General features: G+C 61.2%; 18 protein-coding genes. 10 read left to right on the forward strand and 8 right to left on the reverse strand.

Features of this window, described 5'->3' with window-relative positions:
• Window positions 1-18: 18 nt before the first annotated feature.
• From GGD46_RS13420 to GGD46_RS13435, 4 genes are all read left to right on the forward strand, one after another.
• Complete coding sequence (locus tag GGD46_RS13420; protein WP_184704563.1) at window positions 19-1,041, forward strand: LacI family DNA-binding transcriptional regulator; 1,023 nt, start codon at window positions 19-21, stop codon at window positions 1,039-1,041.
• Between the two features lie 41 nt (window positions 1,042-1,082).
• Window positions 1,083-2,939, forward strand: coding sequence for a DUF2264 domain-containing protein (locus GGD46_RS13425; RefSeq protein ID WP_184704565.1), 1,857 nt, complete (start codon window positions 1,083-1,085; stop codon window positions 2,937-2,939).
• The gene (locus GGD46_RS13430; protein WP_184704567.1) at window positions 2,936-3,961 is read left to right on the forward strand and encodes a hydroxyacid dehydrogenase; all 1,026 of its coding nucleotides are present in this window, start codon (window positions 2,936-2,938) and stop codon (window positions 3,959-3,961) included. Before GGD46_RS13425 ends, GGD46_RS13430 begins: the two co-directional genes overlap by 4 nt.
• Window positions 3,962-4,075: 114 nt before the next feature.
• Window positions 4,076-4,663 carry a transglycosylase SLT domain-containing protein gene (locus tag GGD46_RS13435; protein ID WP_184704569.1) on the forward strand — a complete coding sequence of 196 codons (588 nt, stop codon included), beginning with the start codon at window positions 4,076-4,078 and terminating at the stop codon, window positions 4,661-4,663.
• A 49-nt stretch (window positions 4,664-4,712) separates the two neighbouring features.
• Here GGD46_RS13435 and GGD46_RS13440 read toward each other — a convergent pair whose 3' ends face one another.
• The 3 genes from GGD46_RS13440 to GGD46_RS13450 all read right to left on the reverse strand — a co-directional run bounded on the left by GGD46_RS13440 (window position 4,713) and on the right by GGD46_RS13450 (window position 8,702).
• A complete protein-coding gene (locus GGD46_RS13440; RefSeq protein WP_184704571.1) occupies window positions 4,713-5,978 on the reverse strand; it encodes a Gfo/Idh/MocA family protein in 1,266 nt (421 codons plus the stop codon).
• Window positions 5,979-6,150: 172 nt separating this feature from the next.
• Window positions 6,151-7,572, reverse strand: a complete 1,422-nt coding sequence (locus GGD46_RS13445) for a mandelate racemase (RefSeq protein ID WP_184704573.1) — start codon at window positions 7,570-7,572, stop codon at window positions 6,151-6,153.
• A 434-nt stretch (window positions 7,573-8,006) separates the two neighbouring features.
• The gene (locus GGD46_RS13450) at window positions 8,007-8,702 is read right to left on the reverse strand and encodes a TetR/AcrR family transcriptional regulator (RefSeq protein ID WP_184704575.1); all 696 of its coding nucleotides are present in this window, start codon (window positions 8,700-8,702) and stop codon (window positions 8,007-8,009) included.
• Between the two features lie 192 nt (window positions 8,703-8,894).
• Between GGD46_RS13450 and GGD46_RS13455 the strand changes: the two genes are divergently transcribed.
• The 6 genes from GGD46_RS13455 (at window position 8,895) to GGD46_RS13480 (ending at window position 15,333) form a co-directional block, all read left to right on the forward strand.
• Window positions 8,895-10,181: an ABC transporter substrate-binding protein gene (locus GGD46_RS13455; RefSeq protein WP_184704577.1), complete on the forward strand. Its 1,287-nt coding sequence runs from the start codon at window positions 8,895-8,897 to the stop codon at window positions 10,179-10,181.
• Between the two features lie 37 nt (window positions 10,182-10,218).
• The gene (locus GGD46_RS13460) at window positions 10,219-11,154 is read left to right on the forward strand and encodes a carbohydrate ABC transporter permease (protein ID WP_210325566.1); all 936 of its coding nucleotides are present in this window, start codon (window positions 10,219-10,221) and stop codon (window positions 11,152-11,154) included.
• 28 nt (window positions 11,155-11,182) lie between these two features.
• A complete protein-coding gene (locus GGD46_RS13465; protein WP_246806305.1) occupies window positions 11,183-12,031 on the forward strand; it encodes a carbohydrate ABC transporter permease in 849 nt (282 codons plus the stop codon).
• Between the two features lie 74 nt (window positions 12,032-12,105).
• Window positions 12,106-13,131 carry a Gfo/Idh/MocA family protein gene (locus tag GGD46_RS13470; RefSeq protein ID WP_184704583.1) on the forward strand — a complete coding sequence of 342 codons (1,026 nt, stop codon included), beginning with the start codon at window positions 12,106-12,108 and terminating at the stop codon, window positions 13,129-13,131.
• A 7-nt stretch (window positions 13,132-13,138) separates the two neighbouring features.
• Window positions 13,139-14,209 (forward strand): Gfo/Idh/MocA family protein, encoded by a 1,071-nt coding sequence (locus tag GGD46_RS13475; protein WP_184704584.1) that lies wholly within the window; start codon window positions 13,139-13,141, stop codon window positions 14,207-14,209.
• 44 nt (window positions 14,210-14,253) lie between these two features.
• Window positions 14,254-15,333: an ABC transporter ATP-binding protein gene (locus tag GGD46_RS13480; protein ID WP_184705027.1), complete on the forward strand. Its 1,080-nt coding sequence runs from the start codon at window positions 14,254-14,256 to the stop codon at window positions 15,331-15,333.
• Between the two features lie 271 nt (window positions 15,334-15,604).
• Here the strand turns inward: GGD46_RS13480 and GGD46_RS13485 are convergent, their stop codons facing one another.
• From GGD46_RS13485 to GGD46_RS13505, 5 genes are all read right to left on the reverse strand, one after another.
• Complete coding sequence (locus tag GGD46_RS13485; protein ID WP_184704586.1) at window positions 15,605-18,073, reverse strand: glycoside hydrolase family 2 protein; 2,469 nt, start codon at window positions 18,071-18,073, stop codon at window positions 15,605-15,607.
• Between the two features lie 76 nt (window positions 18,074-18,149).
• Window positions 18,150-19,109, reverse strand: coding sequence for a DUF1839 family protein (locus GGD46_RS13490; RefSeq protein WP_184704588.1), 960 nt, complete (start codon window positions 19,107-19,109; stop codon window positions 18,150-18,152).
• A gap of 8 nt (window positions 19,110-19,117) precedes the next feature.
• Window positions 19,118-20,026 carry an amino acid--[acyl-carrier-protein] ligase gene (locus GGD46_RS13495; RefSeq protein ID WP_184704590.1) on the reverse strand — a complete coding sequence of 303 codons (909 nt, stop codon included), beginning with the start codon at window positions 20,024-20,026 and terminating at the stop codon, window positions 19,118-19,120.
• Window positions 20,027-20,031: 5 nt separating this feature from the next.
• Window positions 20,032-21,225 (reverse strand): acyl-CoA dehydrogenase family protein, encoded by a 1,194-nt coding sequence (locus GGD46_RS13500; protein ID WP_210325555.1) that lies wholly within the window; start codon window positions 21,223-21,225, stop codon window positions 20,032-20,034.
• Entirely contained in the window at window positions 21,225-21,476 is a 252-nt protein-coding gene (locus GGD46_RS13505; RefSeq protein ID WP_184704592.1) for an acyl carrier protein, read from the reverse strand. Before GGD46_RS13505 ends, GGD46_RS13500 begins: the two co-directional genes overlap by 1 nt.
• Between the last annotated feature and the right edge of the window lie 37 nt (window positions 21,477-21,513).

The raw sequence follows: 21,513 nt of genomic DNA on the forward strand, positions 1-21,513 counted from the left end.
TTTGCATAACATTTGCATATGAGTGATTTTCGCACCAAACGCATCAGACAGGCCGATATTGCCACCGCGGCCGGCGTCTCCGTTTCGACAGTGTCGCGGGTTCTCACCAATGAGCCCGGCATCAGCGAGACGATCCGCCAGCATATCTTCAAGGTGGCGAGCGACCTCGGCTACCCGTTGAAAACGGCGGCGGAGACAACAACCGGCAGCCTGGCGCTGATCGCCAGCGACAGCGTCACCGGCGGCTTGAGCGTCTTCTACGAGGGCATTCTGGAAGGCTTGCGGGCCGGAGCAACCGAGCGCGGCATGCGCTTCGATATCCGCCTCGTCCGTGAGGCGAGGACGGAGCCGCAGCTGGTGAAGGAATATCTGCAAACCGCCGGCGCCGAAGGCCTCTTTCTCGTAGGCATAGACCCTTCTGAAGACTTATGCCGGTGGCTCGATGCAAGCGGCACACCAACCGTGCTCGTCAACGGCACAGACCCGAAGCTACGTTTCGATGGTGTTTCGCCCTCGAATTTCTTCGGCGCTTATAACGCGACCCGACGCCTGCTCGATGCCGGCCACCGCCGTATCCTGCATTTGACCGGCTCACATCGCCAGACGATCCGCGAACGCATCCGCGGTTTCGAGGCAGCGATCGCTTCGGTCGACGGCGCAGAAGGCCGCATCGTGCCGATGAATTTCCGCGGCAGCTCCAGCCAGGAAGCCCATGACACGACCGCGGCGATCCTGGCCGCCGGCGAAGGCTATAGCGCTGCCTTCTGCATGAACGATTTCATCGCCGTCGGCGTGCTTGACGCGGCGATCGAGGCGGGCCTGCATGTGCCCGAAGATTTCGCCATCGTCGGCTTCGACGACCTGCCCTGTGCCCTGATGACCAATCCCCGGCTGGCGACGATGCGCGTCGATCGCGCCGCCCTCGGCCGCGAAGCCATCGGCCTGATGATCGCCCGCTTCCGCGATCGTGAGGCGCCGGCCCGCCAGGTCTGCCACGGCGTTCCACCCATCGCCGGCGGCACGCTGCCACCCGAAACCTGAAGCCCAATCCCGCCGCGGAAACGATCGAGAAAGCCGAACCGATGATCTACGACCCCGCCAGCTCCAATCCGCTCGCCGGCAACCCGCTTGCCAACCGCGCTGACATGCGCCGCGCGCTGACCGACCTTTTCGATCCGCTGCTGCCCTATTTTTCCGAAGGCAATGCCCGCGTCCGCATCGATGGCGCCGGGGCGCATTTCGATCGGGCGGCGGCCGACCTCGAAGGCTTCGCCCGCCCGCTATGGGGCCTTGCGCCGCTCGGAGCCGGCGGCGGCGACTTCCGGCATTGGAACCGCTATGCCGAAGGCCTCGCCAATGGCGTCGACCCCAAACATCCGGAATATTGGGGAACGGTGAACGGCCGCGACCAGCGCATGGTCGAACTCGCAGCCCTCGGCTTCGCGCTCGCCCTCGTACCGGAAAAGATCTGGGAGCCGCTCGATCAGCGCGCGCGCGACAATCTCATCACCTATCTCAAGCACGCCCGCACTTTCGATTACGCCGACAATAATTGGAAATTCTTCCGCATCTTCGTCGATATCGCGCTCGACCGGCTCGGCGCCTCCTTCGACCGCGGCCTGACGGAAAGATACCTGAACGAACTCGACGGCTTCTACATCGCCGACGGCTGGTATCGCGACGGCGATGTCCGGCGCATCGATCACTACATTCCCTTTGCCATGCATTTTTACGGGCTGATCTACTCCAAGCTCGTCAACGACGATCGCTCGGAGCGATACCGCGAGCGTGCAATGTTGTTCGCAAGGGATTTCCGCCATTGGTTCGCGCCCGATGGCGCGACGATCCCCTTCGGCCGCAGCCTGACCTACCGCTTCGCCTGCGCCGGCTTCTGGTCGGCGCTCGCCTTTGCCGATGTCGAGGCGCTGCCTTGGGGCGAGGTCAAGGGCCTTTGCCTCCGGCACCTACGCTGGTGGGCAGACAAGCCGATAGCCCATCGCGACGGCACGCTGCCGATCGGCTTTGCCTATCCGAATCTGCTGATGTCGGAGAACTACAATTCCGCCGGCTCGCCCTATTGGGCCTTCAAGGCGTTCCTGCCCCTGGCGATCCCCGAAACGCATCCATTCTGGACGGTACAAGAAAAACCGCTGGAGAATGAGCCAGCTATCATCCCGCAAAAGCACCCCGGCATGGTGCTGATGCGCAGCAAGGCCGATGTCGTAGCGCTCTCTTCCGGCCAGGAAAACCAGCAGATGCGCTTCGGCGCCGAGAAGTACTCGAAATTCGCCTATTCCGCCCGCTACGGCTTCAGTGTCGAAAGCGATGAACGCATCTTTGCCGGCGGCGCCTTCGACAGCATCCTCGCCTTCAGCGATGACGGCCTGCATTACCGTGTGCGCGAAACCAACGAGGAAGCCAAGCTTGCAGGCGATACGCTCTACGCCAAGTGGTCGCCCTATCCGGATGTGACCGTGGAGACATGGCTCGTCCCTGCCGCTCCGTGGCATATCCGCCTGCATCGAATCGGCACGCCGCGACCGCTGCAGACGGCGGAAGGTGGCTTTGCCATTGCGCGACGCGATCTCGAAGCCGATACGCTCTCATGCGTAACCGGCTCTGCTTACGCCATCGGCGAAAAGGACTTCACCGGCATTATCGACCTCGGCTCGACGATCAGGCGCGAGGGCTTGGCGCAGAAGGCGCCGCCGAACACCAATCTCATCGCTTCCAAGACGCTTGTGCCGCAGCTGCGCGGCACTATTCCGGCAGGAGAGACCATTCTCGTCTCCGCAGTGCTTGCGGAGAAGGATCCCGCAACTGTCGATCACGCCTGGACCAGACCACCGGCCAAACCCGACATCGATGCCCTGCGCGCCTTTGTTCAGAATAAGGGCATCACAGTCAGCGTCATCGAAGCGCCCGGTCGCTTGCCATGACGCAACTTGCCTCCCGCCGTCCGGCCATCACCCTTGCCATGCAGCCATCGCGCACGCAGCACGTCCTTCCGGATACGCTTATTCAACGCCTCGATACTATGGGTCGCGTGCTCGATGCAGCGCCGATGCAACGCTTCGACGACGAGCGCGCGGCGAAGCTTCTGGCAGAAACCGAGATCCTGATCACCGGCTGGGGCGCTCCGACGATAGATGTTGCCGCACTGGCGCGCGCACCGCATCTGAAGCTAGTCGTCCATGCCGCCGGCACGGTGAAGGGTCTGCTCGGGAAAAGCCTGTTCGATCGGGGCATATCGGTCAGCCACGCGGCGCAAGCCAATGCACTGCCGGTTGCCGAATTTACGCTTGCCGCCATCATCTTCGCCGGCAAGAAAGTCTTTCAATTCCGTTACTTTTACGTTGCCGACCGCAATCGCGCGCGGACATTGGCGATGCAGGCGGACGCCATCGGCAACTATCGCCGCACGGTGGGCATCATCGGCGCCTCGCGGATCGGTCGCCGGGTGATCGAGCTTCTGTCGCCCTTCAACTATCGCGTCCTGCTTTACGACCCCATGGTCAGCGACGCAGAAGCCGCCCAAATGGGTGTCGACAAGACTGAACTGGACGGCTTGATGGCATCGGCCGACATCGTTTCGCTGCATGCGCCGTCCTTGCCCGCAACGCGACACATGATCGACGCGCACCGCCTTTCGCTAATGAAGGAAGGAGCGACCTTCATCAACACGGCGCGCGGCGCCTTGGTCGATGAAGCGGCTTTGATCGCTGTACTTAAGACCGGCCGTATCGACGCGATCATCGACGTTACCGATCCGGAAATTCCGGAGGCCGCTTCGGCCTTCTATGACCTGCCGAATGTCTTCCTGACGCCGCATATTGCCGGCGCCGTCGGGTTGGAACGGACCCGCCTCGGCGAGATGGCGGTCGACGAAGCCATTCGCTTCATCGAAGGCAAACCGTTGCTCTACGAAATCCGCCGCGAGGATATGGCGCGCATGGCATGACGCGCCGCAGCAGATCCACGAAAACTCCCTGAAATCGCCCCATTTCGGCACAGGCGAACAACCCGTTTTTAATCATTCCGCGCTAGCAATCTCTTGAGTAAAGAGGTTCTAGTAATGCGTACCCGCGTCATTTCCATTCTGGCCGTAATGCTGCTCGGCGTGCTCGCGGGCTGTGCGACCGCACCCCATCATACCCGCAACATCTGCGCGATCTTCGATCAGCGCGACGGCTGGTTCAACAACTGGCAGCGAGCCGCCGACCGCACGCAGCGCAAATACGGCGTGCCCGTACCCATCCTGATGGCAACCATCTACACCGAATCCGGCTTCCGGCCGCGCGCCCGCCCGCCGAGGCGCTACCTGCTCGGCTTCATTCCCTGGAAGCGCCCGACGACGGCCTATGGCTATTCGCAGGCGCTCGACGGCACCTGGGACAAATACAAGCGCGAAACGGGCAACTGGGGCGCAAGCCGCACCGATTTCGCCGATGCCATCGATTTCGTCGGCTGGTATCACTACCAGACGCACCTGCAGACCGGTATTCCGCTGAACGATTCCTACAGTCTGTATCTCGCCTATTATTCAGGCGCGAAGGGCTATCTGCAGGGATCATGGCGCGGCAATTCGACCGCGCTGGCCGGCGCCAAGCGCTTCAACGGCATGACGAGAATCTATGCGCAGCAGCTTCCCCGCTGCAGCTGATCCCGACGCCTTCAGGACAAAGCTCCCCTGAGATCGATGAGCCGCGACCTTAAGGCCGCAGCTCCAGCAGATTGAGGCCACCATCCGCGCCCCATATATCGGCGACGGATACTTGCTGGCCCGTGCGGCTGCTCTGCAAGGCAGCGATGCCACACAAGACCGACATTGCCCCCGCGCGCGATCCCGCACGCTGCTTGAGCTCATCGTTCGGCCCCGAGCGTAGCAGCATGTCGCGCAGCCGGTCGTCGCCGCCATAATGTCCGCCGGACGAATGCGGCACCCAGATGCGCTCGACATCGCCGAAGTTCTTCATGACGACGATCTCGTCGGCAGGTGGCGTCGTCCACTTCTGCTTCTCGTATTGGCGCAGCTCGATGCGCCCCTTATGGCCATTGAAGGCGATATGATGTCCCTCGATCGGCATATAGGTATTGAGGGAATAGGAGACGTTGACGCCGTTGCGATAGCGGATCGAGGCGACCATCGTATCGGGGATATCGATATCCTCGCGGAAGACGCAGGCGTCGCGCACATAGCCGTCGACGGTCGACGGATCCTCGTAGAGGCTTTCGAGCAGCGGCGTGGCGCTGATGTCGAGATAATAGTTGCACTCGTCCTTATACCGACAGGTACGACAGCGCTCGCCGCGGAACGGTCCCTTGCGGCCGTAATGCTTGAGATCGGCAAAGGCGGCGACCGTTTCCGGGTCGGAATCCAGATACCAGTTCAGAAGATCAAAATGGTGTGTCGCCTTGTGAACGAAGAGGCTGCCTGAATTTTCCGTGAAGGCATGCCAGCGGCGGAAATAGTCGGCGCCATGGCTGGTGTCGAGATACCAATGGAAATCGACGGACGTGACGTCGCCGATGACGCCGGAATTGATCAACTCCTTGATCTTCGCCGAGGTCGGCGCAAAACGGTAATTGAAGGAAATATCCAGCCGCTTGCCGGTACGCGCCTCGACATCGAGGATGCGCTTGATCTTGTCGACGGTCGTCGTCATCGGCTTTTCGCTGATGACATTGGCCCCCGCCTCCATCGCCTTGACGATCAGATCGTCATGGGTGGAATCGCGGGTGCAGACGATGACGAGATCCGGCTTTTCCGTCCGCAGCAGCGCGTCGAAGTCGGTATAAACAGGCACCGATGCGCCGATATATTCCAGCGCCCGCTTCGCGCGCATGGCATTGAGATCGCAGACGGCGACAAGCTCGACCTCATCACTCCAGCCCTCGACCAACTCCTTGCCCCACATGGTCGCACCACGGTTTCCCGTGCCGACCAGAGCATAACGTTTCTTCGATGACGACCGCATATCTCTTCCTCCAGAGTCTGCAAATGGCAATATGAGGCCTCCCGGCCTGAATTTATCTCGGCGACATGCCCCTCACCCCAACCCTCTCCCCGCTCGCGGGGGAGAGGGTTGGGGTGAGGGGCTGGGCACGATCAGATATTTGGTCAAAGCCCCTATGGCTGTGACCGAAATCCTACGCCGATGACCTCTCCATCGCGGTCCAATCCGGTGCAACCGAAGAACCAAGACCAATGGCGTGAATAACAGAGCCGATGGCAAGCTGCCCGGCCTCGATCCGCAGCCGCGTGCGGCCATTGCTGACGCGATAGAGATCGGAATGAGCCTTAGCAAAAGCCTCCTGCTCGGCTTCAGGCGCGCCGGCCATGCCGTCGACATAGTGATGCCCGTTGCGCTCGATATGCGTCATGCCGATTAGCGAGGCGAGCGCCAGATCCTGCTGCACGGCAAGGCCACCCTGCGTGGTCAGGTCCTCCGCCGACATGAAATAGGGAATGCCATCCTCAGCACTCCACTTGGCAACGCGCGCCCGGTTCAATAGCGAGCGATAGAACCCTTTGCACGATTTCGAGGAGATCCCGGTATAGCCGAGCGCCCTCGCCGTGACGAACGCATCGATATCGGCGTCGGATTCGTCGATTTCTACCGGCTTGAAACCGGCAAGCGCCTTGACCGGCATCCCAAAGGCATGGGCGCGGGCAATCGGCTGCTCGACGAAGAGGATAGAACCGGCAAAGCGTGCCAGTCTCGGCTCCTCCTTCACCCGGGCCAGCAGATCGGCAACCGCCTCGGCGGATGAAAACTGCTCATTGCCGTCAAGCGTCACGGAGTAGGCCGGAACCTTGGCATCCATGACGGCAGCGACGCGGCAGAGGCGGTCGATATCGGCATCGGCAACGCCGGAAACCTTGACCTTGAAGAACGTCAGGCCATAGGCATCGATCGCCTCCTCGAAGCTCTCCGGCAACCCGTCATTCAGGCGCTCGCTTGCCGGAATATCGCCGGACACGATGGCATCGACAAGTCCAACCGTATGGCGGGCAGCAAGGCTCGCAGCCGGCTCCAAACCCGCCAGAAAGCCAGAGAGGTCGAAGCCTGCGAGGTCACGTGTCGTGGACGCATCGATGCCGGGGCGGTTGGCCTTGATCGCCTGCGCAACCGCCAAGCCTTCCAGCCGGCAGAGCGCATCGAGGATGGCCCGGTTTGCAAGCGCCAGGCCGAAAGAGGCGACCAGGCCGTTCAGCTTCTCAGCCGCCGCCCGCGCATGATGCGAGACTTCGACGGCCGAGTGCAGGCCGAAAGCCGTTCCCGTCCCCGCACCGCTTAGCGCATCGAGTGCCAGCGCCAACGAACGGCGCAGCTGGTTTTCATTGTCGGCATTGGAAAGCTCGGGCGATTTGTCGAACCACTTCGGCACCATCAGCTCGGCCGCCATCCCCTCGGCAGAGCGTCCCCGCGCGTCTTCGATGCGCACGCGCAGAAAAATCTGCCGCGCCTCGCGCAAGGTCGCCGCTCCGAAACGGAAGGGCAGCCGCAGCTTGACCGGGCGCTCAAATGTCTCGGCCTCGACAAGCCTGATGTTCAATAGTTCGGTCATGATGGCAGGTGGCTCCCGTGATTGTCAGGCAGGTCTGTGTACCTGGGCTACTGGCGTGCATGGCCCCTCACCCCAGCCCTCTCCCCGCAAGCGAGGAGAGGGAGTCTTCAAGTCCATGACCAGTTCGAAACCGGCGACAGCGAGCTGGGTTACTCTGTCGTCCCCTCTCCCCGTCCCAACGGGGAGAGGGTTAGGGTGAGGGGCCATTCGTTCGTTGCAGAAGTGGTTCTTCAAATCTCCAGCCGCTTCGCATTGCAGCCAATACGCTTCACGCAATTTCCTCCGCTCCCTTTTCCCTCCGGAATCAGGAAAAGCAAATGCTTGCCCGCCTAAGAAATGTAACCATATAGTTACAAGATCGCGCGATAACTCCAGCTTTGTCAATCACCTTTTAAAAATTTCTCGATACTGCCAAAAGCCCACACTGCCGGGCACTACACCCGGATCGAGGCCAGCGTGACCGCGACGATGTGCTCGCCCCAGGCATTGAGCGCGTCCGGCGCAGTCAGCTTGCGCGCAAAAATCGTCGACAGCGTATGACGGTTCGACAGATAGAAGAAGCCGAGTGCTGCAATGGTGAGATAGACGGAAATCGGGTCGACGGCCGGCCGGAAAATGCCGAGCGCTTCGCCTCGGCGCAGCACATCCGAAAGTTCGTCGATGAGATGGGAATGCATGACCGAAACTTTTTCGGAACGCCGCAGATAGTGCGCCTGATGCAGGTTTTCGGTGGCGAGCAGGCTCAGAAACTCCGGATGCGCGAGAAAGTGCCGCCAGGTGAACAGGGCAAGCTCGCGCATCCCTTCTTCCGGATGACGACGCGCAAGATCGAGCTGTTTTTCGGCGTTGCGGATCGTCGCGTAGGTCGCCTCCAGCACGGCGAGATAGAGCCCCTCCTTGTCGCCGAAATAGTGGTAGAGCATGCGCTTGTTGGTCTGCGCGCGCGCTGCGATCGCATCCACGCGAGCACCGCCGAAGCCATGCGCTGCAAACTCTTCCGTGGCCGCATCGAGGATCGTCGCATGCGTGCGCTGCGGATTGCGAGAAACCTTCTTCGGCCGCTTTTCTGCACCCTTGTCGGCATCCATTTGCGCTTTATTTTCAGTCTGTTGTCTCGCCCTGGCCGCCATGGACGATCTCCTTCCAGGCTGGTGCCTTCAGCGATGAACCCTGCCGGTTTCGACAGGTCCCGTTACGGCCCCGTTTTGACTGCAATGCGATTGGCGCTTGACAGCGGTCGCGTTTCTATCCAACTTGTAACCAAATAGTTATATCATGCAAAGCAGTTCGTAAATCATCGGTTCGCTGGGGAGGAGACCAGGATGACGTTGACGATCGACCGCCGGCAGTTGCTTGCCAGTATGGCAGCGACGCTTGCCTTCAGCAGTTTGGGACTTTCCCGCGCCAATGCGGCAACAGCGATGCGCCTTCTTTGGTGGGGTTCAAAGGAGCGTGCCGACCGGACTTTTGCAGCGGTGAAGGCCTATCAGGCCAAGAACCCTGACATCACCATCGCCGGCGAATCCTTCGGGTGGGACAGCTACTGGACGCGCCTCGCCACACAGACTGGCGGCGGCAATGCGCCCGATCTCATCCAGATGGATTATCGCTACATCTTCGAATATGCCCGCCGCGGCGCGCTGCTCGACATGACGCCCTATCTCGGCAAGAGCCTGGCGATTGAGGATTTCGGCGCCGCCAACATCGATTCCGGCAAGGTCGACAACAAGATCTACGGTGTCAGCCTCGGCGTGAATTCCTTCATGGTCGTCGTCAACTCGGCCGCGTGGACCGAAGCCGGCGTTGAGCCACCGCATGATGCCATGACGTGGGAGCAGATCGGCGACGCCTGCGCCAAGGTAACAGCAGCCAAGAAGCGGCGCGGATTCTACGGCACTGGCGATGCGAGCGGCAATGAACCGGCTTTCGAATGCTGGCTGCGCCAGCGCGGCAAGGCACTCTATACCGCAGACGGCAAGCTCGCCTTCGAAGCCAAGGACGCAACCGACTGGTTCGATTTGTGGGGCCATATGCGCAAAAGCGGCGCCTGCGTGCCGGCTGATGTCCAGGCGCTCGACCAGCTGACCCTTGAGACCGACATGCTCGTGACCAAGAAAGCCGCGATCAGCTACGCCCATTCAAACCAGTTCGTTGCCATTCAGGGCCTGGTCAAGGAAAAGCTCGAGATCGTCTCCTATCCGGTCGCAGGCCCGGACAGCAAACCCGGCCAGTATCTGAAACCTTCGATGCTGATGTCTGTTTCGGCAACCTCGCCGAACAAGGATGCCGCAGTCGCCTTCGTCAATTATCTGGTGGAGGATCCGGAAGGCACCAAGACGCTTGGTCTTGAGCGCGGCGTCCCCGCCTCCCCGAAAATCCGCGATCTCCTGACCCCGGGTCTGGATGCTGTCAGCAAGCAGGTCGTCGATTATATCGGCCGGCTGACGCCGCATGTCGGACCACTGCCGCCATCGCCGCCGAACGGCGCCGGCGAGAACTCATTCCTGCTGAAGAAGATCGCCGAGGAAGTGGCTTTCGGCAAAACCAGCGCGCAGGACGCTGGAACGAAGTTCGCCGAACAGGCAGCAGCAAACATTACGCGAGGCTGATACCGTGGGTACAAACAGCAAGAGCGTTGCCGGCGGCATGGCTGTCGGCGCGCGCGCGCCGCTGCGCGTGGAAACCGCCTACAAGGCGCCGGGCGCCTTCGCGCGCAACGCACCCGGCTATCTCTTCCTTCTGCCTTGGTTTATCGGCTTCTTCGGTTTGACGCTGGGGCCGGCGATTGCCTCTCTCTATCTTTCCTTTACCGACTATAATCTGCTGCAGTCGCCAAACCTTGTCGGCATCGACAACTATGTGCGGATCGCGACGGCGGACGACAAGTTCCTGTCGTCGATGAAGGTGACGCTGTTCTACGTCGTCTGCTCCGTACCGCTGAAGCTCACATTCGCGCTGCTGGTGGCGCTGCTGCTCAATCGTGGCATCAAGGGCCTGCCGGTCTACCGCGCCATTTTCTACCTGCCGTCTCTGCTCGGCTCCAGCGTCGCGATCGCGGTGCTGTGGCGGCAGATCTTCGATGCCGACGGCATCGTCAACACCCTGCTCTGGTATGTCTTCGGCATCAACGGACCGAGCTGGATCTCCAACCCGGATTATTCGCTCTACACACTGGTGATCCTCGCCATCTGGCAGTTCGGCTCGCCGATGATCATCTTCCTCGCCGGCCTGCGCCAGATCCCGACCGATCTCTATGAGGCAGCCAGCCTCGACGGAGCCTCGAAAGTGCGGATCTTCTTCAAGATCACCCTGCCGCTTCTGACGCCGGTGATCTTCTTCAACGCCGTGGTGCAGACGATCGACGCCTTCAAGGCCTTCACGCCGGCTTACGTGATTTCCTCCGGCACCGGCGGACCGATCGACTCGACGCTGTTCTATACGCTCTATCTCTATCAGGAAGCCTTCGGCTATTTCCGCATGGGCTATGCCGCAGCACTCGCCTGGGTCTTGGTGATCATCATCGCCATCTTCACCACCTTCTCCTTCCTCTCCGCTCGTTATTGGGTCCACTACGATGACTGACGCGAAGCTCACCCATTTTGCCGAGGACATGAAGCCGCCGCGCGAGCGCCCGTGGTTCCTCTCCGTCCTCATCCACGTCGCTCTGATCGCAGCGTCGATCGTGATGCTCTATCCGCTGTTGTGGATGCTTTCCGGTTCGATCAAGGACCAGAACGAAATCTTCGGCACGGCATCGCTGATCCCGTCGCAATTCGATTTCAGCGCCTATGCCCGCGGCTGGTTCGGCGGCCAGGTCACCTTCGGCAAATTCGTCTGGAACTCCGCTGTCATCGCCGTGCTTTCGGTCATCGGCAACGTGATTTCCTGCTCGCTGGCGGCCTATGCCTTCGCCCGGCTGAATTTCTGGGGCAAGAATTTCTGGTTCGCGCTGATGCTCGGCACGCTGATGCTGCCCTATCACGTCACGCTGATCCCGCAATATATCCTCTTCCTGAAGCTCGGCTGGGTGAAGACGATGCTGCCGCTCGTCGTGCCGAAATTCCTTGCGGTTGACGCTTTCTTCATCTTCCTGATGGTGCAGTTCTTCCGCGGCATCCCGCGCGAGCTGGACGAGGCGGCCATGATGGACGGCTGCAGCGCATGGCGCATCTACTGGCGCATCATGCTGCCCCTGTCGCTGCCGGTTTTGGCAACCGCCGCCATCTTCTCCTTCATCTGGACCTGGGACGACTTCTTCGGACCGCTGATCTATCTCTCCGATATCAATACCTACACGGTGCAGCTCGGCTTGCGCTCCTTCGTCGACTCCACCGGAAGCTCCGACTGGAGCAGCCTCTTCGCCATGTCGAGCCTGTCGCTGATCCCGGTCTTCCTGATCTTCCTCTTCTTCCAGAGGTTGCTGATCGACGGCATCGCGACCGCCGGCCTCAAACGCTGATTATAAACTCTGCAGTCCCGAACACCCGAGATTTGGGATTGCAATCAAGGAAACTCACTGAAAGGAAATGTCGCATGAGCGCGCCGCGCTTTGCCGCCATCGGCCTCAATCACGATCATATCTACGGCCAGGTCAACGTTATGCTGCGGGCCGGCGCCGAACTCGTCGCCTTCCATGCCGTGGAGGACGACCTCGCCGCTATCTTCGCCGGGCGCTTTCCGCAAGCGAAACGCGTCGCCGACAAGCGGGAAATCCTGGAGGACAGCTCCATCGCGCTGATCGTCAGCGCCGCGATTTCCAGCGAACGGTCAGGCCTTGCCATCGAGGCCATGCGCCACGGCAAGGACGTGATGCTCGACAAGCCTGGCATGGTGACGCTGGATCAGCTCGCCGAAGTCCGAAACGTACAGGCCGAGACCAAGCGCATCGTCTCCATTCTCTATTCCGAACATTTCGAGACGGCTTCGACGGTCAAGGCCGGCGAACTGGTCAAGGCCGGCGCCATCGGCAAGGTCATCCACACGACCGGCCTTGGCCCGCACCGGCTGCGCAAGCCGACCCGGCCGGACTGGTTCTTCGACCGCAAGCGCTATGGCGGTATCATCACCGACATCGCCTCGCATCAATGCGAGCAGTTCCTGTTCTTTGCCGGCTCGCTCGAAGCCGAGGTGCTGTCGGCGACGGTGTCCAACCGCGCCAACCCCGATACGCCCGGCCTGCAGGACTATGGCGATTTTCACCTGCGCACGCCTGACGTGACAGGCTATGTCCGTGTCGACTGGTTCACGCCGGATGGCCTTTCCACCTGGGGCGACGGCCGCCTCTTTATCGTCGGCACCGAAGGCACGATCGAGCTGCGCAAATACATCGACGTCGCCGGCCGGCCCGGCGCCGATCATCTCTTCCTCACCGACCGCAAGGGCATGCAGCATGTCGACTGCACCGGCTTCGACCTGCCCTATGGCCGGCAATTGGCCGCCGACATCCGCGACCGCACCGAAACGGCGATGGGCCAGGAACATTGCTTCAAGGCCATGGAGCTGGCGCTGAAGGCGCAGGCTCTCGCCGAAGCAACGTCGCTCAAGAACATGCAGAGGTAATTGCGTTATGTCCGACATCAAGAAAGTCGCGATCATCGGTCTCGGCATCGGCCGCTCCCACATCGTCGAAGGCTATCTGCCTCACTCTGATCGTTTCGAAGTTGCCGCTCTCTGCGATCTAAACGAGGAGCGCCTGAACGCGGTCGGCGACGAATTCGGTGTCGGCAAGCGCCTTAAGGATTTCTCCGAAGTCCTGAACATGCCCGATATCGACATCATCGATATCTGCACGCCGCCCGGTTCGCATTTCCAGCTCATCATGCAGGCGCTTGCGGCCGGCAAGCATGTAGTCTGCGAAAAGCCACTTGTGGGATCGCTCGCCGATGTCGATGCCGTCATCGCCGCCGAAAAGACGGCCAAGGGCCGGCTGATGCCGATCTTCCAGTATCGCTATGGCGACGGCATCCAGAAGGCCAAGCGCATCATCGCTTCAGGCATCGCCGGCAAGCCCTATGTCGCGACGTCGGAAACGCATTGGGTGCGCGGCGCCGACTATTACGCGGTGCCCTGGCGCGGCAAGTGGGAGACCGAGCTCGGCGGTGTTCTCATGACGCACTCCATCCACCTGCACGACATGCTGACCTATCTGATGGGGCCGATCGCAGGGCTCTTCGGCCGCGTCACCACCCGGGTCAACGATATAGAGGTGGAGGATTGCGCCAGCGCCAGCCTACTGATGGAAAACGGCGCGCTCGCCACCATCAGCGCCACACTCGGCTCGCAGGAGCAGATCAGCCGCCTGCGCCTCTGCTTCGAAAACGTCCTGATCGAGAGCAATCACGAGCCCTACAGCCCGGGCCAGGATCCCTGGAAGATCGTTCCTGCCAATGACGAGGTTGCCGCCAAGATCGATGCGCTGCTCGCCGACTGGACGCCGATCCCGATCCGCTTCAACACGCAGATGAAGCTGTTTCACGAAGCGCTGGTCTCCGGTGGCCCGTTACCGGTAACTTCTGCCGATGCCCGCCAGGCGCTGGAACTGGTCACCGCATTCTATGAATCCTCGGAAACACGCACCGAAGTCCGCTTCCCCGTCGGGCCGGAAGCGAAGAAATACAAGAGCTGGAGGCCGGCATGAGCGTTGCCCCGCGAGCCACTAGAACCAACAAGGAGGAAGCGCCCATGGCGACAAGCGTATCGCTGCAGAAGGTTATCAAGCGCTATGGCGAGCTTCAGGTGGTTCACGGGATCGACCTTGAGATCGAGCCGGGAGAATTCACCGTTTTCGTCGGCCCATCCGGCTGCGGCAAGTCCACGCTGCTACGCATGATCGCAGGTCTCGAGCCGATTTCCGGCGGCGGGCTCTATCTCGACGGCAGCCGTATGAACGATGTCCCTGCCTCCAAGCGCGGCATCGCCATGGTCTTCCAGTCCTATGCGCTCTACCCGCATATGACCGTCTACAAGAACCTCGCCTTCGGACTCGAAACCGCCGGCATGAAGAAGCATGAGATCCAGCCGCGTGTCGAAAAGGCGGCCGAGGTTCTGCAGATCACGCAGTTGCTGCAGCGCAAGCCGAAGCAGCTTTCCGGCGGCCAGCGCCAGCGCGTCGCCATCGGCCGCGCCATCGTGCGCGAGCCCAACATCTTTCTGTTCGACGAGCCACTCTCGAACCTCGATGCAGAACTGCGCGTGCAGATGCGCGTCGAGATCGCCCGCCTGCACCAGCGACTCGGCAATACCATGATCTACGTCACCCACGACCAGACCGAGGCCATGACCATGGCCGACAAGATCGTCGTGCTGAATGGCGGCAAGATCGAGCAGGTCGGCGCTCCCCTCGACCTCTACAACAAGCCGAAGAACAAGTTCGTCGCCGGCTTCATCGGCTCGCCGAAAATGAACTTCCTCGACGCAAAGATCGTCGCTTCCGATGACGGTTCCGCCGTCATCGATCTCGCCGGCCAGACGGTGCGCCTGCCGCGCCGGCTGGGCGGTCTCCAGCCCGGGCAGCCCGTCACCCTCGGTGCGCGCCCGGAACATCTGAATGTCGGTGACCGTGGCGTAGGGCTCGGCAATGCCAACGTCGACCTCGTCGAGCACCTCGGCGGCCAGACGATCCTCTATGTCACGCTACATGGCGGCCAGGCACTGACGGTCGCGCTGGAAGATCAGCAAAGCATCCGCGCCGGCGAAACCGTCAGCATCCACATCGATCCCGAACGCTGCCATCTGTTTGGCCCGGATGGGGTGACTTTGTAATCGGAGTTGGCGGTGATTTTGGGGTTATCTCGCCCCTGGCGGGCGAGAAAGCAATTTCACTGGTTTAGGAATTGCGTCACCGGATTCGCTTCACATTCAAAAGTCTGGCGCAATTTCTAAGCCATTGAAATTGCAAGAGAGGGGGCGCTTTCTTGCGCCCCTGCCTACCCCCGCTCTTGTAAAACTAAGAATTAGACCAGGGACAAGCCCCGCCAAATCCTAAGTTTTTACTTTCTCGCCCGCCAGGGGCGAGATAGACCTCCACACCTTCTCACACCTCGACGATCCGCCGGCTGCCGATGGAACGGATCTGGCCGGATGGATTGACATCGGCCGGAACGCCTTCCCGCCGATACAGGCGAAGCCGTCTGTTGCCGGGCGCAAGATGGAACCAGTCATCCTCCGCGCGATAGGCTTCCAGATCGATCTGTACCGATTGCGCAAAACGGTCGGTGCTCAGATCAAGAAACCAATCCTCGCCCTCCTGCACCGCCAATGCTGCAATCTCGGCATCGTGGAACGCCTTGCTCCGCCCCAGCGGGAAGTAAAAGGCCTGAGCGATTGCAGCGCCGGTTGCCGAGGACGTCAGCCGCGCGACCGTGACATCATGCGACGGAGGTCCGAAACGGAAGGCATAGGTCGTATCGAAGAAGGCACCGAAAAGTTCAGTGCACGCAATCTTTTGCTTGCTGCGGGCTTCGAGCACCAGATCGCGGCCGCCACCGACGACGACCTGACGGCCATCGCGCAGGCAGGAGACCTCGACGGTCAGCTCGAGCGCCGCCTCGCTTTCGTTGATGACATGCACGTCGAGACCGTTTGTGCCCTCGTCCATCAACAGCACCTGCACCGGCCGGAAGGCCCGGCGCAGCCCGTACCAGACCGGCTTCGGCTCCCTGGTCGAGTCGATCACGCCCCAACCCGCGCCGGGAAGCAGGTCCTGCAGCGTCCAGACGAGCGCGCCATTGCAGCCGGAACCTTGGCGGCGCCATTCGGCATAGGTTTCTTCGGCCACTTCGCCGGTCACGGCGCGGGAAAGGTTGAGATAAAGATCCGGATCTTCCCGCCGCAGGCGGTTGGGCTCGAAGCCGTAAAGCTCCTGAAGATAATGATCGCGCACATCCTCGAAATCCCAGGATGCGCCGCGATCGCGCGGCACGCGCTCCTTCCATAGCGGGCTATGGACTGCGGGGACCGGCAGATGCTGCCCAAGGGTGCGGGCTTGCGGCACATGCGCGAAAGCCAGGCTCTCGGCGGCAAACCGGACATCGGCGCGGCGCGCATCCGCAAGCGGCCGCATATAGGCGCCGACGCCATAGTAATGTGTGACGCCCGCATTCGGCGAAAACGGCATCGGGCCGCCGGAGGGCGAATTGACCACATAGGGCACATCCGGCCGGAGCGACTGCACCAGCGGCGGGATGATTTCTTCGACGATCGGACTTTTCCAGAACTGTTCCGGTAGGCCCATCATCGCCGCCTGCTGGTGGATCTCACTGCCACCGCAAAGAACTGCCAGAGATGGCGACATGCGCGTACGGCTCAGAAGCTGTGAAATCTCCGCCTCGACATGGGCGGTGAACACCTTGTCGTTCTTCGGATAGTCGAAATTGGCGAACATGAAGTCTTGCCAGACCATCAAGCCGAGCTCATCGCAGAGGCGGAAGAAGTCCGGCGTTTCATAGGCCATGGTGCCGCCGATGCGGATCACGTTCATGCCGGCCTCAGCCGCCAGCCGCAGCCAGCTCTGATAATCGTCGCGACCGCCGGGCAGACGTACGATGTCCGCCGTGGTCCACACAGCGCCTCGGCAGAAGATCCGCTCGCCATTGACGATCAAAGCAAAATCCTGGCCATCGGTGCCACGATCGATCGATAGCCGGCGAAAACCGGTCTGCCCAAGCGCGTGTTCTATGCCATCGACGATGAGCGTGACATCATGGAGCTGCGAGGTGCCATGCGTATGCGGCCACCAGGGCGCCACATCGGGAATTTTCAGGATTGCGGTGTAGCGCCCGGCACCATGCTTCTCGAATGCCTGCTCGGTCTCCCCGCATTTCAATACCAACTCGTTGATACCACCCTCGGCCGCAAGCGAGGCATAGAGCCTGCCCTCGCCGTTCTCGAGCAAATCCGGCCGCAAGGAGAGATCGCGGATGACTGGCGCGCTTGGCCGCAGCAGCGAAATCGGCCGCCATGGGCCGACGGCGTGAACCTCCGGGCACCAGCCGGGCATATGGCCGAGCAGCGTCGTGCGCACCATCCGCAAGCCTTGCGGCGTGATCATCTGTGGCCGCCAGCGGGCGCGCGGCCCAGTTTCCGAAAGCTTCGGCTCCAGGGCGCGGAAGCAAAGCGCCAGTTCGTCACCGCCAAGCAAGGTGACGTCGACGTCATGGGCTTCGAACATGCTCTCGGAAACGAGGATTTGCTGGCCGTTGAGGAAGACTTCGCAAAGCGTTGCCAGCCCTTCGAGCCTCAAGACCGCCTCGCCGGCCTCCGTATCCACCAGGCGGCAAATGTACCAGGCATCGCTGTCATGCAGAGGCTGAGACCTCGTCCGGTCGAAACGCCCGGCCTTTTCCAGCGCTTCCGCCACCGTGCCCGGCACGGGTGCCGGAATGAAACCAGAGGTCAGCGGCACATCTGACGGCAAGATGCAGGTGCCTGCATCCGTCAACACGAGATTCCATCCCTCGCTCAGCCGCATTCCACCGCCGAGATCCGCCAAGCGCCCGCCCATGACATTTTCGAGGGATTGCCCCCGCCCCAATATGTTCAGAAATAACCCAGCCGTAGGACGATCCAACGGAAGCCGATTAAAGCTTCCGTTCGAGCTCGCCCATCATGGCATCCCACGCATCCGCGGCGGGATCAAGGGCTGTACGCAACGGCTCGAATTTCTTGCGCGTGATGGCGCGGGCCAGCTGGAACTGCACCGATTTTGCCGTCTCGGAAATTTTCCGTGCCTCGCCGGCCGCATTGGCCAAATCGGCAGAGAGCCAGTCGAAGTGGCTGCCGGCAAGCTCGAAATTGGCGCCGAGCTGACGCAGCGTATTGAAAGCGTATTTATGGAAGAAGCCGAAAGGCCGTTCGGCGACCGCTTCCACCTGCGTGGGGAAAACCTCCGCAAATGCACGGATCGGATTGGCGCCGGGGCGACGACGGAAATGGAAGGACAGAAGCTGCCGTGCCGTCTCACGGATCGCGGCTTCGGCCGGCGCCTTCTCCGGAAATTTCGCAAATTCCGTATAGGGCAGGAAGGGCAGATCCTCATCCGTCAGATGCAGCTGGAACAGCCCGTCAAAATCCTCGCCGGACAGCTGGAAGAAGCCGCCATTGTGGAAATAATCGAGCGTGCGGCCTTCCATGTCGAGCCGGTTGATTGCCACCGTCGTCTTGCCGTGTTCGCGGCGATAGCCGATCCCTTGAGTATCCGGCATGAAGAAGGAATCCATCTCCACCAGGCAGAGCCGGCCGCGGCCGATCTGCTCGGCGACATGGTTCTCTACCTTGTCGTAGATCGCAAGTTCGGTACAGCGCACGCCATAGAGCGCTTCCAGATCCTCGAGCGGCACCTTGAAGAAGGTGAACTGGTCGCCCTCGAAATCCTGTGTCACCGTGAAGCCGAGCATGGCTTCCGGCGGCAGTTTCATGCTCGAAAGCACCTCGATCCATAGATCGATATAGCAATTCGTCTCTGGCCACATGCGCTCGCTGTCGTGCAGCGCATGTGGCTTGTAGGCGGCGGGATCCAGTCCCTGAAACACAGAGGCCATGGAAGCGATCAGCCCCACAGCGTCTTGCGGACGCTCTCGGGCCATTCCTTGACGTCGAGACCGTGGGTGTGGAACAGCGCCAGCGCGATGCGCTCCAGGCCGAAGCCGACGCAAGCCGTATGCACGACGCTGCCATCGGCAAAGTTCAGGCCCCATTTGGTGCCGAAGGCATCCTGGTGGTAGTTGAAGCTCATGCAGGCGGTCGGCTTGGCGACGGAGGTGATCGGGATCAGCAGCTCGAACTTGAGGTTCTGGTCGCGCTGGTTGTTGGCAAGCATCTTGCCGGCGCGGCCGAAGAACGGGTCGTTGGCGACGTCGATGGTCACATCGAGACCGACGGCCTTCATCATCTCGACACCGCGATCCATCCAGCTCTGGCGGAAATCCGTCACATGCTTCTCGCTGCCCATGCAGACATATTCGCGCATGCGGAAGAGCTGCTGGCGGGCCGGGTCCTTGGAGGGCTCGTGGCGGAAGCAGTAGGACTGCAGGTCGTAGAGCGCGCCGTTTTCCGAAATGGCGCCGCGCTTGGCAACCGTCGGATAGAGCGGATAGCAGGCAGCCGGCGTCAGCACGATATCGGTCGCCTGCTGGTCTTTCGTCCAGTCGTCGCCGACTTCCATGCACTTCAACAGGCTCATGTGATCGAGTTCGTTACCGCAGAAGCTGTGCACCGTGCCGGCGAGCTGCGGAAAGCTCTTCATGTAGCCGCTTGTTTCGAAGAAAGCGCGGTTCATGCCGGGCGGAAAGCGGATGGCTTCGGCGCCATCGGCACCGCCGAACTTGTCGATCAGACGCTCGAAGGCGGAAATGACGTCTTCGAACAGGCCGCTGCGGCCGTAGAGGCCGTCAACGCCTGTGTCGATCAGAAGACCGGAATCGAAAAGACGGTCGAGAAACGAGGATTGCATATCCATGGCGATTACCCCAACAGGCTGGTGTCTTGTTTGTGGACGAGCAACATCGTCGACGTATTGCCGAGGATGCGGTCGTTCGAGATCATCAATTGCGCCGAGTGCGCGTCGCGCAGGTGGCGGCCGAGGCTGTAGGGCGTACCGTTCTTGTAGCCCATGATGCCGCAGATCAGCATCGCGTGGTTGATGATCGGCAGGATCATCTCGGACGACGCGATCTTGACGTTGTTCATTGCCACGGCAAAGGCCATCGACGACAGCCGATCGGCATCGAGCTTGGCCTCTTCATAGGCCTTCAGCCCGGCAACCACATTGGACTTCACCATCTGCAGCATGCTGGAGGCTTCAGCGAGACGCAGTGCGCCAGGCGGCGGTGCCCCGGGAGACTTGCGGGCAGCGGCACGCACGAAAGCCTGGGCGCGGGAAACAGCGTCGGCAGCAATGCCATACCAGACACCGCTCCAAAGCAGATGCGAGCTTGCCAGCATCGACTGCGCGGCAATCTCGGCAAACGGCTTCGGCAGGATCTGCTTGGCCGGAGCCTCGCCCTTGAAGAGGAAGCCGTCGGAGCAGGTGCCGCGCATGCCGAGCGTGTTCCACTCGACCGTGCGCTTGATATCGTATTGATCCCTAAGGAAGCAGGTCAGCACCTGGTCGGAAGACGCGGCGTCGGCATGGCTACGCGAAGTGATCAGGATGGCGTCGGCATGGGAGCCATAGGAGATGACGGTCGCATCCTTCTCGAGGTAGCAGGTATCGCCCTCGACCTTGATCGCGCAGATGCTGTTGCGCAGGTTGCCGCCGATCCCACCCTCGGTCGTTGCCGAGGCCAGAAGCAGCTGCTCGCTTGCGATGCGGCGCATGAAGTCGCGGTGCCATTCGCTTTCGTCACCATGCTCGACCAGGCTCGAAAGCTTGATGTGATGCATGGCAAAGACCATGGCGCTGGCGGCGCAAGCTTGACCAAGGATCGAGCAAAGCTCGGCAATCTCCGTGATCGTGGCACCCTCGCCGCCAAATGCCGCGGGGATCTGGATGGAAAGCAGCTTCTCGGCGCGCATGGCGTCGACAGCTTCGCGTGGGAACCGACCCTCGGCATCGACGGCATCGGCATGTTGGCTGGCGATCGCTGCGACGCGGACGGCACGTACTGCCGCTCCCTCGCCCGTCCCAACCTCAATTCGAGCGACCGCAGCTGTCATCACGCGACCTTTCTGCCGTCCAGGATCATGCCGACGGTTCTTTCGATCGCAGCGATACTGGCGAAGGATTTGCGGTTCAGCAGATTATCGGGAAACTCGATGTCGAAGGCCTCCTCGATGCCGAGCATCAGCTGAACAGAGGCAAATGAGGATAGCCCTGTCGCATAGAGATCAGCATCGTCTTCGATCTGATCGACAACAACGGGAAGCGCACCGAATTTGGCCAGCAAATCGCGAATCGTCTTATTCATAGTCTAGTCCCTTCTGGCAATTGCAAGCATAACCGTG

It is taken from the genome of Martinezella lusitana (assembly GCF_014207095.1).
In the GTDB taxonomy this organism is placed as follows: Bacteria; Pseudomonadota; Alphaproteobacteria; order Rhizobiales; family Rhizobiaceae; genus Rhizobium; species Rhizobium lusitanum_B.

Coding starts and splice junctions, on each gene's coding strand:
- GGD46_RS13505 (WP_184704592.1), bottom strand. CDS start 21,476: ATGAATAAGACGATTCGCGATTTGCTGGCCAAATTCGGTGCGCTTCCC.
- GGD46_RS13430 (WP_184704567.1), top strand. CDS start 2,936: ATGACGCAACTTGCCTCCCGCCGTCCGGCCATCACCCTTGCCATGCAG.
- GGD46_RS13445 (WP_184704573.1), bottom strand. CDS start 7,572: ATGACCGAACTATTGAACATCAGGCTTGTCGAGGCCGAGACATTTGAG.
- GGD46_RS13500 (WP_210325555.1), bottom strand. CDS start 21,225: ATGACAGCTGCGGTCGCTCGAATTGAGGTTGGGACGGGCGAGGGAGCG.
- GGD46_RS13425 (WP_184704565.1), top strand. CDS start 1,083: ATGATCTACGACCCCGCCAGCTCCAATCCGCTCGCCGGCAACCCGCTT.
- GGD46_RS13465 (WP_246806305.1), top strand. CDS start 11,183: ATGAAGCCGCCGCGCGAGCGCCCGTGGTTCCTCTCCGTCCTCATCCAC.
- GGD46_RS13460 (WP_210325566.1), top strand. CDS start 10,219: ATGGCTGTCGGCGCGCGCGCGCCGCTGCGCGTGGAAACCGCCTACAAG.
- GGD46_RS13490 (WP_184704588.1), bottom strand. CDS start 19,109: ATGGCCTCTGTGTTTCAGGGACTGGATCCCGCCGCCTACAAGCCACAT.
- GGD46_RS13485 (WP_184704586.1), bottom strand. CDS start 18,073: ATGGGCGGGCGCTTGGCGGATCTCGGCGGTGGAATGCGGCTGAGCGAG.
- GGD46_RS13440 (WP_184704571.1), bottom strand. CDS start 5,978: ATGCGGTCGTCATCGAAGAAACGTTATGCTCTGGTCGGCACGGGAAAC.
- GGD46_RS13470 (WP_184704583.1), top strand. CDS start 12,106: ATGAGCGCGCCGCGCTTTGCCGCCATCGGCCTCAATCACGATCATATC.
- GGD46_RS13495 (WP_184704590.1), bottom strand. CDS start 20,026: ATGGATATGCAATCCTCGTTTCTCGACCGTCTTTTCGATTCCGGTCTT.
- GGD46_RS13455 (WP_184704577.1), top strand. CDS start 8,895: ATGACGTTGACGATCGACCGCCGGCAGTTGCTTGCCAGTATGGCAGCG.
- GGD46_RS13450 (WP_184704575.1), bottom strand. CDS start 8,702: ATGGCGGCCAGGGCGAGACAACAGACTGAAAATAAAGCGCAAATGGAT.
- GGD46_RS13435 (WP_184704569.1), top strand. CDS start 4,076: ATGCGTACCCGCGTCATTTCCATTCTGGCCGTAATGCTGCTCGGCGTG.
- GGD46_RS13480 (WP_184705027.1), top strand. CDS start 14,254: ATGGCGACAAGCGTATCGCTGCAGAAGGTTATCAAGCGCTATGGCGAG.
- GGD46_RS13475 (WP_184704584.1), top strand. CDS start 13,139: ATGTCCGACATCAAGAAAGTCGCGATCATCGGTCTCGGCATCGGCCGC.
- GGD46_RS13420 (WP_184704563.1), top strand. CDS start 19: ATGAGTGATTTTCGCACCAAACGCATCAGACAGGCCGATATTGCCACC.